Below are 15,872 nucleotides of genomic sequence, written 5' to 3'. Positions count from 1 at the left end.
GCCTGCTGCCCGGAAAAGTGGAAACGCGGCGAATGACACCGCGTTTCCAAGTGTAGCGCTCCTCTAGGGAGACGCGCCGGGAGGACCTCTAAACGATCTGCAGGGCCCTTTGCTCCGCGACCTCAGTACGGAAACTCAATTCCCTATTGATGGTCCTCTAAGCGCGTGGGGATCACTTTCACTTACGAAACTGCGGCCGCGTTGGAGATGACGAAGCGTCTGGCGCCCAGAGCCGAAAGCTCAAATTCGCAAACACACTCGTGCCCTTTGCGATGGTCGCGGAATCAATACCCGTAGCCGGTGTGCCACCGGAAGCGTTCGCCGAGACGTCTTGAAAGGCCCAGACCGTCAGAGATGCCGGCCCGAAGTTGTAGCCGACCATGCCACCAACCGCCCATTTGCTATATCGATCGACGTTGATGGCACCGTTATAAAATGCGCTGGATTTGTCGTCGCTGACCTGGCCTACGTAGTACGCAACCGGCCCGACCGTCCAGTTCCCGATCGTCTTGGCAGCCGTAAATTCCGCATGAAAGACGTTGCCGCTTCTATAGTCGGTGATCGTATTCTTGGTGTTAATCTCTTCGTAAAGGAACGTCGTAAGATTCCAGCCATCCTTCAGGTAGGAGACAATCAACTCGGGCTGAAACGTCCACCAGGGATTCCCGACGTTGCCGAGCCCGTTGGCGCCAGTCTTTGTGCCGTCCGGCACATACATACCGAGGCCCGCCTTGACGAAGAAGCCACTTTCTCCGAGTTTCCAGCTTAGCTCCGCAGGCACGATATAGGTGTTGTGCATGCCCGCCGCCTGCACATTCACGGGACTTCCGACGCTGTCCATCACAAACGGCTGCACCAGCACGGCGCTGTAGTCTCCGCCAAGAAAGGTCCAGCCGGGAACGAACAAGAAACCGGTCGCGCTGACCGCGACCTGAACACCTGTCTTCGTGCCGGCAGCGTTGAGTAGTGCGCTGCCAGGCCCAACCAAATTTGCTTGGGTGGTGAAGACCTGATTGAACGAATAGATACCCGGCGGTGGAAGCCCCGCGCTTGCTCCGATCGTGACACCAGGTGTTTGCGTAAATCCAGGATAGCCCAACTCATACGCGTTCGCGTTGGTGAGCGCGGCGCCTGCAAGTAGAAATGCAGCACCGCTCAATACCGTCCTCAAATTCATTTCCCCCTCCAGATCACCGGTGCCGGCACATTTGCCGCGCACTTCGGTTGCAGCACCGCTGACAAGCTCCGGCGTGCGGGAGAGATGACAAATCAAAAACGTTGATCAGGCAAGTATAGGCATAAGTAACTCGTACGTATTATTTCCAATGTTGTTCACTCGATACATGGTGATCAAAGTCGATATCTCAGATATCAATCGGTATTACTTTTGACCTTTCTCCGTGCGGTGCGAGGCACAGCTGGCAGTCAGCCGTACGCACACACCGGGAGAAGGCTCTCCGACAAACTCGATGCCGGCTTCTTCAAGCGTGCGCCTGATCTTCTCGACGGTCTCGAAATGCGCGTTGATAGGTCCACTCATTCTTTCCAGACGTCGAATCGTTGCGATACCGACACTCGCCTTCGTTGCGAGTTGGAACTGCTCCCATCCGATGAGTGAACGCGCGGCTTTGATCTGGCGCGCCCAAACCAACATCTGTGATGTCCCTTACTGTGAATCAGCCAGTCACGCATCGTAGCCCAGCCGATATCGCCGAAACGAGCAGTCAATCAGTATCTATCAAGATGTTCTTACGAGCGAGTTGCCGCATCCGTCCAGTCCAGGTGACCATATCTCAACCGACATGTCAGGTGCACGCAGCTGCAGCTCCATCTACATAAGGTAGCTGCTCTCGTGGTAGCCATCTTGCGGTATGCCTTGGCTGCGAAGGCAGAGTCAGTTTCATGATAATGATGGCAGGTGCAATCCGCGCTGCACGGCCGGCCGGGCCAGCCCCTGCTCGAGCCAAGCCGGGACGTTCTTGAGGCTGTCGAAGTCGACGAGCTCGCGCGCCTCGTAGAAGTCGATGACGTTGCGCACCCAGCCCAGCATCGAAATGTCGGCGATCGTGTACTCGTCGTCCATGAACCATTTCCGGCCGGCGAGATGTTCGTCCATCACGCCAAGCAGGCGCTTAGCCTCATTTACGTAGCGCTGCAGCGGGCGCTTGTCCTCGTAGTCCTTGCCAGCGAATTTGTTGAAGAAGCCGACTTGGCCGAAGATCGGGCCGATTCCGCCCATCTGGAAATGCACCCACTGGATGGTCTGCCAGCGCCGAGCCGCGTCCGATGGCAAGAGCTTGCCAGTCTTCTCGGCAAGGTACTGCAGGATCGCGCCACTTTCAAACAGGGGCAGTGGCTTGCCACCGGGGCCATTTGGATCAATGATCGCGGGGACCTTGCCGTTGGGATTCAACGACAGAAACTCCCGCGTGTGCTGGTCGCTCTTGTTAAAGTCGACGAGGTGCGCCTCGTAAGGTAGTCCTGTTTCCTCCAACATGATCGACGCCTTGACGCCGTTAGGCGTCGGTAGCGAATAAAGTTGCAGGCGGTCAGCGTGTTTCGGAGGCCAGCGTTGGGCTACCAGGAATGCAGAAGCGTTAGTCATCTTTCAACTCGCTCGTTCCGGTGGGACTGAGGTACTTTTCGAGAGTGGGTAACGTCGAGGCTGCGTGCGCAAGGACCGGTTCATGTGACAGCGGAATGTTTTCGAGGCGCGAGTATGCGTCTCATGAAATCAATGCATGACGGAATCAATCGCCGTGCGGCGCGTCAAGCTGCGCCCGCGACGAATATCTTCCTGAGTAACCCGTACTTGGCGCACAACATCGCGGAACTTGGAACATATCCGGAATGAGAGTAGCGCCACTTCGCGAGCCGCGCTCAGCGCTTACTTTTCGTGTACGGCCTGTGGTGTGTTTCTAAAGCTGATTGCCATGCGGTTGTAGGCGTTCATCAGGCTGATTGCGATCGTAAGGTCCACAAGGTCGCGCTCACCAAACACGGCTCGTGCCGCTTGGTACGCTTCGTCGGGCACACCAGTCTCGGCAACGCGCGTCACCGTTTCTGCCCAGCCGAGGGCGGCCCGCTCCCGCTCGTCAAACAGACTCCCTGCTTCCGCCCAGGCTTGCACCAGCGCGATTTTATCGACCTGTTGCCCGTTCTTCAACAAGTCGCGCGTGTGCATATCGAGGCAGTAGGCGCAGTTGTTGATCTGAGAGATGCGCAGATACACCAACTCGACAAGCGTGTTGGGGAGGCTGCTTTGCGCGACGTAGCCATAGACACCACCCAGAGCCTTGATACCTGCCGGCGCGAGTTGTGTGTAGTCGAGACGCTTGCTCACTCGTTTCTCCTTATTACTTAATACAACGTCTGGGAGTCGTAATCATTTGTCAGGTGTAGTGAGCGCGCGATCTTTGGTATCGACCACGAACACCGCGAGTAGTTTCGCGGGCTCCGTCGAACTAGCATTGCGGCTGACGACGTGGTGGGCGCCTGGGAGCTCGAAGAAGCTCTCGCCGGCATGGTAGATCCGCTGTTGCCCGTCGTTCACCTGCGACTCGATGTTGCCGGAGATGACAAAGGCGTAGATAAAGGCGGACTTGGCATGGCTGTGCGAGGGCGAGGCTGCGCCAGGAGCATAGTCGACGGTCACGGCGATCAACGATTTTCCTGGAATCCCAGGTAGCGCCTGATCGAAGTTCGGTGTGACTACCTCGCCTTTGTTTTGTGCGACGCTTGGCGTCGCAGCAGCGATGGCGATGCAGGTGCATGCCGCACCGAGTACGGTTCTTATATTCATCTAAGCGCCCCCTTTGATTGTCAGATCGATTGCTTTACTTACCGTTCTCCGATCGACGGGAAAGTACCAAGAACGGAGAAAAATTGTGCACTACCATGGGCACATGATACTGGCGTTGCCGAGTGTGAAGCGCCAATCTTGGACGCGAAGGTCCTTCGTCCGACCCGATGGTGGCAAAGGTTTCGCGAAACGCAAGGAGCGTTGTCGGTAGGGCGGGCGAAGAGAGGCGACTCTCTGCCACTACACCATTCTCCACTATATCCAATCGTTCGGATCGACTGCAAAAGTATCGGGTAGCGTGACGAAAGCTGTTGTGGCTATCCGCTCTTGCACCGACCAATGTATGTCTCTCCGGCTGCGGTGCTCGGTTTCGGCGTTTCCTTTGTAAGACCGTTGGACGTGTGGCGCTTCACTAATAATGACAAGCCAGAGAGCCTGGTGCTCGACAGCCCCTGAGGGCAGGCTACGCGAGCGGACTTGTCAGCGCAGCCGGAAAAGCGATTGACTGGCACACTCAGACAATCTCGTGGCAACTCCAAGCAAGCGGGGGACCAAAGTCCGAGCTAACCTCCGATCGGTCAACCTGTTGTGATCAATAGCCCCGGGGGGAGGCATTGCCATGGTTATGAATCGAAGATCCTTGCTGAAGGGCGGTGCGGCTGCGACGGTGTTCGCTCCCACATTGCTTCGCCAAGCCGTTGCGGAAGGCGGCCCGATTGTCGTCGGCAGCATGTACGACCTGTCCGGCGGTCTTGAAGCGTACGGAAAGTCGATGTCCGACGCTCTCAAGTTTGCGGTGGACGAACTGAATGCAGCCGGCGGGCTGCTTGGCCGTCAGATAAAGGTCGTCAGCTTCGATACCCAGTCCAATATGCAGCTTTACGCGCAATATGCCCAGGAGGCGGCGCTCAAGAGCAAGGTTGCCGTCGTGCACGGAGGAATTACGTCCGCCTCGCGCGAAATCATCCGGCCGGTGCTCAACAGGTACAAGACGCTCTACTTCTATTCGATGCCGTATGAAGGCGGTGTCTGCGACCGGAACGTGTTCGTAGATGGCGCGACCCCCGGACACAATACCGAGGTGATGGTCGACTACGCAGTGAAGACCTGGGGAAAGAAGGGCTATATTCTTGCCGCGGACTACAACTATGGCCAGATCAGCTCCGACTGGGTGAAGAAGTATGCCAAGGAGCGGGGCGGGGGGGTTATCGGTACTGAGTTCTTCCCGATTGACGCGACTAACTTCAGCAGCACAATTTCCAAAATCCAGGCTGCGAAGCCCGACTGGATCATGACAGTGCTTGTCGGTGGCGGCCCGATCTCGTTCTATCGGCAGTTCAATGCGGCTGGGTTGTCCGGCAAGATTCCGATCATGTCGACCACCTTTGGGGGTAGCAATGAGCAGATGGTACTCACGAATGAAGAGTCCAACGGTATCGTTGTTGCGTACAACTATGTAGAGGATATCGACACTCCCGCAAACAAGGACTTCTTGCGGCGCTTCCGCGCGAAGATGGGGGCTGACTATCCGCCGGTGACGGACTTGACGATGTCGAGCTACCTAGGCGTCCTGCAGTGGGCCGAGGGTGTCAAGAAGGCAGGCACGATCGACCGCGACAAGGTGATCGAGGCGCTTGAGAGCGGACTGACGATCGATGGGCCGAGCGGAAAAATAATGATCGATCCGCAAACCCATCACAGCATCTTTGACGTTCGCCTCGCAAAATTCAAGGACAAGAAGACCGTCATTCTCGATACGCTGCCCCAGCGCAAGCCGATCGATGTTGCCGCAGTCTGTGACTTGAAGAGGAATCCCCGTGAATCGAAGCAGTACGTGATCACTGTCAAGTGAGACGTGATTGTCATTCAGGTGTCTGCGGCCCGCCGGTAGTACGATCGTAACATCGTCTGAGAAACAGCGCTCGCACGACCTCTCGGTCCAATTCTGGAGATATTTAGTTGGATTTCGTCATCCTCGTTGGAATTGATTTCGTTAACGGCATTGCGACGTTGGCTCTCATGAGCATCGGCCTTGCCGTCGTCTTCGGCATGATGCGCATTATAAACCTGGCACACGGAGAGTTTATGGTCATGGGCAGCTACAGCGCCGCTGTCGCAACCCATTTTCACGTCAACATATGGATTGCGATCCTGATTGTCCCACCGATCACGGTGGCCATCATCGGGTTGCTCGTTGAGCGCGTCATCATGCGTCATCTGTACGGACGGATGGTGGAAACAATGCTGGCGACCTGGGGGCTGAGCCTATTCATAGTCGGCTGCCTGACAATGGTTTTCGGCGATCACACCGAAGGCGTTCCGGCTCCCCTGCCAGCGATCAAGGTGGGAGACTATCAAGCGAGTGGCTATGGGCTCTTTGTCATCTTCATGTCGACGGTCACGATTGCCGGGGTGTATGCGGTCTTGCGCACGACGCGGCTCGGGCTGTTAGCCAGGGGAACGATGCAGAACGCCGAGATGGCTGCAGCCCTGGGTGTTGATACCTCGAGGATCTATGCAACAACATTTGCGTTTGGCGCGGGGCTCGCCGGACTGGCCGGGGGGGTGCTCGCGCCGATCTCCGGTGTTTTCCCGTCCATCGGCGGGTCCTATATTGGTCGTGCCTTCATCACCGTCATAGGCGGCGGGCCGGCGCCGCTTGTGGGTACGATTTCGGCTTCCGCCGTATTCGGATTCGTCAATCAACTTGCAACATTCGTCTCCAACCCCGTCTACGGGGAGGTGGCGCTGCTTATTGGCGCGGTTATCTTGATCCGTCTGTTGCCAAACGGGATCACCGGCCGATATTTCCGACGAGCACTCTGATGTACGCTTTTGTTCGCTCCAATGCTTCCCTTTTCGCAGTAGGCGTCATCGGGATTGCGCTGCTCATCGGGTTGCCTCTCGCACTTGACTTGTTCGCTCTTCTGCGGGCCACGTTGTATGTGATCTTCGCCATTCTCGCCCTCAGCCTGGCCTTCATCTGGGGCTATGGCGGGATTCTTTGCTTCGGCCATTCCGCCTTCTTCGGCCTGGGGGGCTACGCCTACGCGGTGGGTGTGCTCAATCTTGGAGACAGCACCATCCCTATGGCAATCGCGATGGCGTTGCCGGCCCTGCTCGCGGCCACGCTCGGCTATTTCATGTTCTATGCGCGCATCAGTGACGTCTACGTCGGGGTGATCACCCTGACGGTGACGCTGATCTTCTATAACGTGGTCAATTCGACCGCGGGGCCGCAGTATCGTATTGGCGACGTTCCTCTCGGCGGATTCAACGGGATCCCGAACGTACCCGCCCTGAACGTGCCCTTTAATCCGGACGTGGTGCTCGATCCCGAGGGCATGTTCGCCGTCTGCATGGTCGTGCTGATACTCGTCTACTTCGCATTGCGAGCGTTGCTTCGCATGCGGTTCGGGCGGGTGCTCGTCGCAATCAGGGAGAATGAGAGTCGGGTCGAATTCCTGGGCTACGATGCGCGGCTCCACAAGCTGATTGCATTTGCAATCGGCGGCGCGATTGCGGGCCTCGCTGGTGGGCTGTTTACGGCGTGGGCAAATTTCATAAGCCCGACGGCGTTCAGCGTGGTTCAATCCGCCCAGATCATCATCTGGCTGATGGTCGGGGGAGTCGGAACGTTGGTTGGCCCAGTGATCGGCGCGGTGTTGATCGCATGGCTGACCGCAAGCCTTGGATCCCAGCAGACCATCGATGCGAACGTCATTCTGGGGACGGTTCTGTTAGCCTTTGTGCTGCTTGTTCCCAAGGGCGTGGCGCCTATCGTGACGGACCGGCTGGTCCCTTGGCTGCTCTCGCTGCGCCGTTGGCCGATCGCAGTTACGAACGCGCCGCAGAAGGATAAACCGTGAGTACCCCTCCACTGATCGAGACGGTTGGGCTGGTCAAGCATTTCGGCGGCATGCAGGCCATTCGCGGCGTCGACTTTTCGCTCGCGGAAAGCGAAATTCGTTGTCTGATTGGACCCAACGGCGCGGGAAAGAGCACTTTCTTCAAGCTTCTCACCGGCCAGATCAAGCCGACGAGCGGATCCGTACGTTTTCGAGGCAACGACATCACGTCGCTTCAGGCCCATGAAATCGCCCGGCTTGGCATCGGCATCAAGACTCAGCAACCCAGCATCTTCGACGGCCTCTCGGTGCGCGAGAATCTGTGGATCGCCGCGGCACGACGCAAGAAGGGAAAAGCGATCGAACAGGCGGTCGATACCCAGGTCGAACGGTTGTTGCTTGGCGGTTTCGTGAACAGCATGGCAGGACAACTAGCGCATGGTCAGCGCCAGTTGGTCGAATTGGGGGTGGTGTTATGCGGCGACCCCGAATTAATCCTGCTAGACGAGCCTGCCGCCGGGATGACCGAGGAAGAGCGAGTGAAGACGGCGACGCTCATCGTTGAGATCAATCGAACGCATCCGATAATTGTGGTCGAGCACGATATGTCTTTTATTCGAAGCATCGCGAAGCGTATTACGGTATTCAATCAGGGAACGATACTCATCGAAGGGGGAGTCGAAGAGGTCTTCAGCGATCAGGTAGTCAAAGACATCTATCTCGGCAAGCGGGCTGCTGCGTGATGCTCCAAGTTGAAAACGTTCACGCCGGTTACGGTCGCATTCCGGTCCTCACGGGCATCAACTTCACCCTCACCGATGGTCAGGTCATCGGCGTGCTCGGACACAACGGAATGGGAAAGACGACTCTACTCAAAACGTTGGTCGGACAGACCTCACTGACAAGCGGTGCTATTAGATTTGATGATGCCGATATCACGCACAAATCGTCGTTTTTGCGTGCACGGGCCGGTATCGGCTACGTACCGCAAGGTCGCGCCATTTTTCCGAAACTGTCGGCTCTTGACAATCTGCGGATGGGCTTTGTTCCAAGCCGCGACCTTTCGGAAGAAGAGGCCATCAAGGGTATCGTGACCGAGTTTCCTCGGCTTGCTTCCATCCTCGATCGCGCCGGAGGAGCGTTATCGGGAGGCGAGCAGCAGATACTGGCGCTTGCGCGCTGTCTCTGTGGGCGTCCCAAGCTGCTCCTGCTGGACGAGCCGACGGAGGGAATTCAGCCTTCAATCGTGGACGAAATTCTGCAAGTTCTGATCCGGTTGCACCTCGAGCGGGGATTGGCCATCGTTGTTGTTGAACAACACCTCGACTTCATTCGCCGCTTGTCCGATCGCGTGCTGCTGATTGAGAAGGGCGCGATCACGGGAGAGATATCGCCCGATAAGGTGGACGAAGTTCAAGAGTATGGCGGGTATGTTTCCGCCGGATGATGTCATCCTTGGTTGAGACCAAGCAGGAGACGGCATTCCAATCAGGTCATGCCGGCCAATTCCCAGCCCAAAACAGAGCTCCGTCGGCGCTGCGGTCACGGTTGCGCTCACCGACTGTCGCCGCCCCAAGATCGAGTTAGCGGCGCGGGTCGCTCGCAATTCCCGCAAAACCCGACGGCGGATGTATGCGCCCGCGAATAAGCGTCTGTGGAGATTGGCCATATGCGGCCTTAAACGCGCGACTGAAGTGCGCACAATCGCTGAAGCCAAAGTTCAATGCCGCGTCGGTCACATAACTGACGTGTCCTTCCGCAAGTGCGTTAAAACTCGCGGCCAGCCGCTGTTGCCACAACCAGCGAATTGGCGTCGTGCCTTCCGATGCAAACAGGCGATTGAGGGTGCGAGTTGACATTTTCTGGATCTTGGCGATCGTATCGAGGTCCAGCTTGGGATTGTGGAGGTTTGCCCTGACAAATCGTTGCACCTGAGCCAGGCGCCGCGTCTGCGCCGTGGTGTCATCCGTTCTTTCCGCCAGCTGAACCTCAATCGTGGTAGCCAAAATATCGAGCGCCGAAGAACCGACGCGCCCGGCTACCTCGTCGGACGTGTCCCCCAGCGCAATTGATTGACGTATAATCGCGGCGGACAGTTTCCCGAGATTTGTGTCGCCTGAGATTCGACGGGCAACGAACTTGCTCGCTGCGGGTAGGCGCGAGATCATCAGGGGGCGCGGAATTGTTATCAATATGGCGTCGTGCCGGGGACCGAACTCCAGAGCGAAAGGGCGAGCCTGGTCCTGCAGGACCAAGTCGCCGGGCTGCATCCGTGCTTCGAGCCCGCCCTGTGCAAATACCGCGCTACCCGCAGTTATAAGCCATAGCTGAAAGTCGTCCCGACAATCTCTTCGAAGGTGGGCCGGCGTGCGGGTGATTGTGATCAAGTTATCGACGGCGGTGCTGCAGGACAGGTCGCTGATCACCAGTGCGCCGAACCGCCAAACCGAGATATGCGCGCAGAAATGTTTGATGGAGACGGGTCTACATTCCGTCACGGAGTAGTTGCGGCAAGTGACCTCATGCCAGTGGTCGAAGCTGTCGCCACGCTTGACGTTGATCGGGATTTTTTCCGCGAGCATTGGTCAACCTCCCCGGGATTTGTCGACCACGTAAAGTTGAACCTTTCGCAGTCCAGTTCACTCCGCAGTTCCTAGTTCTCGCATCCGAACGGCATTGTGTCGTGGTCACGACCGCAACGCGAGACAAAGCACCACGCTAACATCGTTGCAACGCGAATGTATATGGCAATTCCAGTCAGTGGGCAGGGCAGCCATGGTCAAGCCGTCGAAAGCCGAAAGAGCGTGTTTGCAAGAGGTTCGGCGCGCGGCATGCGTCGAGAGATCGAGCAACATAGTCACGAGTCACGCTTTCAGTCCCGCGCGTGCCGACGTGACCTTTTTCGCAATCTTCAGGAAGTTGAAGAGATGAGGCATGCGGTTATCGCGCCTGTAGTTCAGCGAGAGAGACGCGCCAGGATTGCTTCCTATATAAGTGCAATAAGTGACGCCTGGTCGTTCCGACTGGGAAACGGATTCCGGTACCAGCGCAATCCCGACTCCGACGGAAATAAGACTGATTGCGGTCTGAAAATCCTGGGCCAGCACCTGCGATTTGGGAATGAAGCCCTCATCCAGACAGATCTTGAGAATGTAATCGGCGAAGCTCGGGCGTGGCTTTCGCGGGTAAAGAACGAACGTATTGCTCTTGATATCTGCCAGCCGTATTGGGCGCGCTTGAGCCGACGCTAACGCGGCGGGCAAAGCGAGAATCAGGGGCTCATGGTGAAGAGGTTCCACTTTAAGTTCCTCATCATCTAGTGATGGCCGTGCGACGGCAATGTCGATTTCGCGCTGGATGACGGCCCGCTTCAGCTCAGCATTGTTCATCGCCGACAGTGCCAGTTCGACTTCTGGATATGCCAAACGAAATGCCTTGATGACGTTAGGAAGAACACCATAAGTAGCTGAGCCAACGAACGCGACGCGAAGATGTCCCGAAAAACCTTCTCCGATTCGCTTTATCTCGCGCTGGGCGCGATCGAGCCGTTCCAAGACGTCGCGTGCACGCTCAAGCAGGACAGATCCGGCTTGGGTCAAACGTATCTGCATCCGGCTGCGGTCAATGAGTATGACCCCCAAATCGGCTTCGAGCTGAGCTACCTGGCGGCTGAGCGGTGGCTGCGCGATTGCAAGCCGCGCTGCTGCCCGCCCAAAATGCAGCTCCTCCGCCACTGCAACGAAATAGATGAGCCGCCTTAGATCTATCGCATCTGCGCGGTCGTTCACGGTCTACCTGATCCTTCGCGAGCGTTCTTCAACAAAGTGCAATCGGATCACTCGTGGGTTCTCGCTCGTCAGAAAATGTCCAGTGTTGACCGTATCACATGGTCGCATCTGGGGCATCGTATCCGCTGCTTAACTGAGCGTTCTCTGATCGTTGGAAAAAGTACCAAGAATTGAGAAAAATCATGTACCACAAGGCCTGACAAAACAGTTGCTATTGGGACTCGACCGATCTGCAAAAATGCCGCTGGCGAAGCAAATCCGAAAGGGTATCAGCGCGGCAATCAAGACCCTGCCGCAATCGCTTTGACTCGTCTGGATTCATCTATTTCAGATCCGCTGGATCTATGTGGCACGCCCCGCATGACCTACGGTCATGACCAACTTGCCGCAAAGGAACCGCTACGTCAGTAGTTGGTCACCCGGTTCGGAACAAATGGGGGGATGTTTTTCATGCCAAGCGACTTGCCGCGCTTTGACGTCGACTTGTTTTCTGATGAAGTCTTGAGTGATCCGCATCCCACCTACAAGCGCTTGCGTGACGCCGGGCCGGTTGTTTGGCTCGAGCAGCTGCAGGCCTACTGTTGCGCTCGATATGCAGAGGTGCGGCAGGTCCTTGGTGATAATGCGACCTTCATTTCGGGCAAAGGTGTAGGATTCAACGAGTTCCTGAATCAAGCCTTCGAGGGATCTATTATCCAGAGCGACCTTCCACAGCACACCGCTCTTCGAAATGCCCTCGGTGATCGACTTACGCCCAAGGGCATGAATGAAATTCAATCTTATGTCCAGGCCGAGGCGGATGCCCTCGTCAGAGCGGCAGTACAGCGTCGGAAGTTCGACGGCGTTAGCGATCTTGCCGCTGTGTTTCCTCTGAAAATCGTCGGCGAACTGATCGGGCTGCCGAAGGAGGGGAGCGACCAGCTGCTCGCGTGGGGCGCTGCAAACTTCAACGTTATGGGGCCCCAGAATGAACGTTACGAACGTTCTCTTCCCGTGTTTGTGGAATGTTTTGAGTACATCAAGTGGCTGGACCAGGATCCGAACCGGCTCCGTCAAGGCAGCTTGGGCGCTGCGCTGTACGAAGCAGCCGAAAAAGGCATCATCCAGCGTGATCAATGCCCGCGCCTTATGGCGGCTTACCTGGTAGCAGGTATCGACACGACCATAAGCTCAATAGCGAATGCGATTGATCTGTTCGGGCGAAATCCCGACCAATGGGAAAAGCTGCGGGAGCGGCCTACAATCGTGGGGCGCGCTTACAACGAAATCCTGCGCATCGAATCGCCTGCGTTGGGCTTCAAGCGGGTGACAAGTCGCGCCACCGAATTGGCCGGAGTTGCCCTGCCCGAGAACGCAGACGTTGTTGTTCTGTATGCATCGGCAAATCGAGACGAAAGAAAGTACAGCGATCCAGATCGCTTCGACATTGGCCGTAACGCGGCAGACCACGTCGCTTTTGGTCACGGCTTGCACGTGTGTGCCGGCCAGATGTTGGCAAGACTTGAGGCTAGTGCCGTACTTACGGCGATGGCAACTCAGGTCGCTCGGATAGAAATCGGTGAGAGGAAACATCAGTTGAACAACACTGTGCGGAGTCTTGAATCTCTGCAGGTTACGTTTCATTGATGAGCCCTGACAATGCTAGATAAGGATGCGATCACAGTTCAGGTCGCGAAGAAAGTGCAGCGTGCGCCTGACGTGTATTCATTCGAACTTGTGCCAACCTCCGGCGCCAGTCTTCCCGAATACACGCCCGGTGCACATATAGACGTCGAGATCGAGGCCGGAATCGTTCGACCATACTCCCTCTATGGCGATCCCGGCGACCGCACTCGCTATTGTATTGCTGTTAAGCGCAGCGCGGAATCCCGAGGTGGATCGAGCGCGCTTCACAGTCATACTGCGGTCGGCAGTATTCTTCGTGTGGGCGCCCCACGGAATCTCTTTCAGCTGAATTCGGAAGCGAAGCCGCGAATGTTCTTGGCTGCCGGCATCGGGATTACGCCCATCTTTTGCATGACAAACTGGCTATTCCAACGAGGGGAGGATTTCTGCCTTCACTATTCGGCTCGGTCTTCTCGCGAGGCCGCGTTCTATGAAGAAATCTGCAGCTCTGGCCTTCGCGGACATGTCACGTTTCATTTTTCGAAGGATGGCTCATCGCAGCGAATTGATCTTCGTGCGTTGGAGCAGAGGATGCGATCTTTTGCAGAGATCTATGTCTGCGGTCCTGCCGGCTATATGAAAGATGTTTGCGAAACGGCGCATCGAGCGGGGTACGAACCGGCCAATGTGCACTGCGAGCTATTTATAGGTGAGGATCCACGCGTCGAGGAGAATTCCTCGTTCGAAGTCGAACTCGCGAAGACGGGAAAGATTCTAGTGGTTCCGCCGGAGCATTCGGTCGCAGAAATCTTGAACCAGAACGGTGTTTCCGTTGGGCTATCCTGCGGCCAAGGCCTTTGCGGGAGTTGTCTAACTGGCGTGTTGGCGGGCCAGATCGATCACCGGGATCGCTATCTGACGGAGGAAGAGCGGTCGCGCCATGACTGCTTTACCCCCTGTTGCTCGCGCGCGCTGAGTTCGCGCCTTGTCATAGACCTCTGACACGTGCGTTCGCGTCGGTCTAAGCTTCTCTGAATCGGACGGGCAGCCCCGACACCACTTGATCTCGTACCGTTGGCCGATAAGGCCGCACAATTAGGGTAAGTACCATGTCGACAAACGATGCATCGAAGGACACCTGCTTTCTCACTGCGACAGAACAGAAGGCGCTTCTGGCGTCGCGACGCATCAGCGCACTCGAATTGCTCGAACTGCACCTCGATCGGGTCAGGCGCGTCAATCCATCTTGCAGCGCCGTTGTGGCAACGGATGAAGACGGGGCGCGTCGTCAGGCTCGCGCCGTCGACGAGAAACTCGGGCGCGGCGAAATGGCGGGACCACTTCACGGCCTACCCGTGACCATCAAGGATTCGTTCGCCGTCGTGGGCATGCCCGCGACCTGCGGCTTGGAAGAGCTGCGCAACTATCTGCCGGGAGAGGACGCGGTCGCGGTCGCGAAGATCCGCGCGAGCGGTGCGGTCATCTTCGGCAAGACGAATTGTCCACCGGGAGCCTCCGACCACCAGTCCCGCAACACGCTGTTTGGGTTGACGCGTAATCCCTGGAATCCCGAACGAACCGTCGGCGGCTCCTCAGGCGGTTCGGCTGCAGCGCTTGCGACGGGGCTGACGTCGCTTGAACTCGGTAGCGACCTCGGTGGATCTATTCGCGTGCCAGCCCATTTCTGCGGCGTTTACGGCCACAAACCGAGCTACGGCCTCGTCAGCACCGAGGGACACATTCCGCCGCTCGGCCATCTTGCACCCGGCGAGTTAGGCGTCGCCGGGCCTCTAGCCCGCAGCGCATTCGATCTTGAACTGCTGCTCGACGTGGTGCTCGGAACGCCCGATCTTGAGGCGGCCGGTGCGGAACTCCGGCTGCCGGCCGCGCGGCACGACGATCTCAGTTCCTTCCGAGTCGCGGTCTGGAACGATGCGCAAGCCTTTCCACTTGATCAGTCTTATGCGATCGCAATTGACGGGCTGGTTGATGATCTTGCGCGCCTTGGCGCAACGGTGAACAGGGTCGCGCGACCGTCCATCGATCCTGCCGCGAGTCATGAGGTGTATCTGCAAACCCTGTTCGGGGTCATCGGCACGCGCTTGCCGCCGCCAGCGCGCGAAACGCTGATAGCCGCCGGCGAGGGAGCCGAGAGCGGAAGCTACGCGCAACGGGTCGTGGACGCCGTCCGTCAATCGCTGCCACAATTTGTCGCCGCGACGGAAACGCGACATCACCTATTTCGCGCATGGCATCGCTTCTTCGCCAATTATGATGTGCTGCTGTGTCCTGTTACGCCCACCGTGGCGTTCCCCCACGACGCCGAGCGCCTCGAACTTGAGGCGCAATTTACCCGGCACCTTGTCGTGAACGGCGCCACGGTTCCGTACATGGACAATCTGGCCTGGCCCGGTCTCGCCACAGTTGCCAATCTGCCGGCCACCGCTATTCCGACAGGCCGCTTGGTCGGTGGCCTCCCCGCCGGTGTACAGGTTATTGGCCCATATCTCGGCGACCGTACCACGCTGAGATTTGCTCAACTCGTCGAGCGCGCATTGGGTGGATTCACTCGTCCGCCGAGCGTGTAATCGCTGCTGTCGGAGAGACCTTCACGCGAGGATGTAAGTATCAGCACCGGAGTGGTCGTCCACGTAGCGGCAAGATATGTAGGTTAATGTGCGTCGGGGTCCATCGACCCAGCCCTACGTTTGAGCGCAGCGTGACCCCATGGGGTCACCTCGCTAGTGGGGTTGCAGCTTTACTTTTGGCGGGCGAGCACAGGACATGGTCAGCGGCGGCGGAATAGGTCGACGATGCAATCACTCAGCA

15 protein-coding genes are annotated in these 15,872 nt (G+C 57.4%); 8 read left to right on the top strand and 7 right to left on the bottom strand.

Annotation, left to right across the window (positions count from 1 at the left end; translation table 11 throughout):
- Positions 1-178: 178 nt before the first annotated feature.
- The 5 genes from V1283_RS28710 to V1283_RS28690 form a co-directional block, all read right to left on the bottom strand.
- Positions 179-1,177, bottom strand: a complete 999-nt coding sequence (locus tag V1283_RS28710; protein ID WP_334389965.1) for a SphA family protein — start codon at positions 1,175-1,177, stop codon at positions 179-181.
- 204 nt (positions 1,178-1,381) lie between these two features.
- The gene (locus V1283_RS28705; RefSeq protein ID WP_334389964.1) at positions 1,382-1,654 is read right to left on the bottom strand and encodes a helix-turn-helix domain-containing protein; all 273 of its coding nucleotides are present in this window, start codon (positions 1,652-1,654) and stop codon (positions 1,382-1,384) included.
- A 246-nt stretch (positions 1,655-1,900) separates the two neighbouring features.
- Positions 1,901-2,605: a glutathione S-transferase N-terminal domain-containing protein gene (locus tag V1283_RS28700; RefSeq protein ID WP_334389962.1), complete on the bottom strand. Its 705-nt coding sequence runs from the start codon at positions 2,603-2,605 to the stop codon at positions 1,901-1,903.
- 282 nt (positions 2,606-2,887) lie between these two features.
- Positions 2,888-3,343: a carboxymuconolactone decarboxylase family protein gene (locus tag V1283_RS28695; protein ID WP_334389961.1), complete on the bottom strand. Its 456-nt coding sequence runs from the start codon at positions 3,341-3,343 to the stop codon at positions 2,888-2,890.
- A 42-nt stretch (positions 3,344-3,385) separates the two neighbouring features.
- The gene (locus V1283_RS28690; RefSeq protein WP_334389960.1) at positions 3,386-3,802 is read right to left on the bottom strand and encodes a cupin domain-containing protein; all 417 of its coding nucleotides are present in this window, start codon (positions 3,800-3,802) and stop codon (positions 3,386-3,388) included.
- Between the two features lie 619 nt (positions 3,803-4,421).
- Here V1283_RS28690 and V1283_RS28685 point away from each other — a divergent pair.
- The 5 genes from V1283_RS28685 to V1283_RS28665 all read left to right on the top strand — a co-directional run bounded on the left by V1283_RS28685 (position 4,422) and on the right by V1283_RS28665 (position 9,097).
- Entirely contained in the window at positions 4,422-5,654 is a 1,233-nt protein-coding gene (locus V1283_RS28685) for an urea ABC transporter substrate-binding protein (RefSeq protein ID WP_334389959.1), read from the top strand.
- A gap of 107 nt (positions 5,655-5,761) precedes the next feature.
- Complete coding sequence (locus tag V1283_RS28680) at positions 5,762-6,628, top strand: branched-chain amino acid ABC transporter permease (protein ID WP_334389958.1); 867 nt, start codon at positions 5,762-5,764, stop codon at positions 6,626-6,628.
- Positions 6,628-7,671, top strand: a complete 1,044-nt coding sequence (locus V1283_RS28675; protein WP_334389957.1) for an ABC transporter permease subunit — start codon at positions 6,628-6,630, stop codon at positions 7,669-7,671. The genes V1283_RS28680 and V1283_RS28675 overlap by 1 nt, the downstream gene beginning before the upstream one ends.
- Before the next feature lie 50 nt (positions 7,672-7,721).
- Positions 7,722-8,393 carry an ATP-binding cassette domain-containing protein gene (locus V1283_RS28670; RefSeq protein WP_334393217.1) on the top strand — a complete coding sequence of 224 codons (672 nt, stop codon included), beginning with the start codon at positions 7,722-7,724 and terminating at the stop codon, positions 8,391-8,393.
- Positions 8,393-9,097, top strand: coding sequence for an ABC transporter ATP-binding protein (locus V1283_RS28665; RefSeq protein WP_334389956.1), 705 nt, complete (start codon positions 8,393-8,395; stop codon positions 9,095-9,097). The genes V1283_RS28670 and V1283_RS28665 overlap by 1 nt, the downstream gene beginning before the upstream one ends.
- 136 nt (positions 9,098-9,233) lie before the next feature.
- Here the strand turns inward: V1283_RS28665 and V1283_RS28660 are convergent, their stop codons facing one another.
- The gene (locus V1283_RS28660; protein ID WP_334389955.1) at positions 9,234-10,232 is read right to left on the bottom strand and encodes a helix-turn-helix domain-containing protein; all 999 of its coding nucleotides are present in this window, start codon (positions 10,230-10,232) and stop codon (positions 9,234-9,236) included.
- Between the two features lie 282 nt (positions 10,233-10,514).
- Positions 10,515-11,438 (bottom strand): LysR family transcriptional regulator, encoded by a 924-nt coding sequence (locus V1283_RS28655; RefSeq protein WP_334389954.1) that lies wholly within the window; start codon positions 11,436-11,438, stop codon positions 10,515-10,517.
- A 441-nt stretch (positions 11,439-11,879) separates the two neighbouring features.
- Between V1283_RS28655 and V1283_RS28650 the strand changes: the two genes are divergently transcribed.
- From V1283_RS28650 to V1283_RS28640, 3 genes are all read left to right on the top strand, one after another.
- Positions 11,880-13,064, top strand: a complete 1,185-nt coding sequence (locus V1283_RS28650; RefSeq protein ID WP_334389953.1) for a cytochrome P450 — start codon at positions 11,880-11,882, stop codon at positions 13,062-13,064.
- Positions 13,065-13,076: 12 nt separating this feature from the next.
- Positions 13,077-14,045 carry a PDR/VanB family oxidoreductase gene (locus V1283_RS28645; protein WP_334389952.1) on the top strand — a complete coding sequence of 323 codons (969 nt, stop codon included), beginning with the start codon at positions 13,077-13,079 and terminating at the stop codon, positions 14,043-14,045.
- 107 nt (positions 14,046-14,152) lie between these two features.
- Positions 14,153-15,631: an amidase gene (locus tag V1283_RS28640; RefSeq protein WP_334389950.1), complete on the top strand. Its 1,479-nt coding sequence runs from the start codon at positions 14,153-14,155 to the stop codon at positions 15,629-15,631.
- The last annotated feature ends 241 nt before the right edge of the window (positions 15,632-15,872 follow it).

The organism is Bradyrhizobium sp. AZCC 2262, from assembly GCF_036924535.1.
Lineage (GTDB): Bacteria > Pseudomonadota > Alphaproteobacteria > Rhizobiales > Xanthobacteraceae > Bradyrhizobium.
The sequence above is the reverse complement of the archived record's forward strand: the minus strand, read 5'-3'. Positions and strand labels throughout refer to the sequence as shown.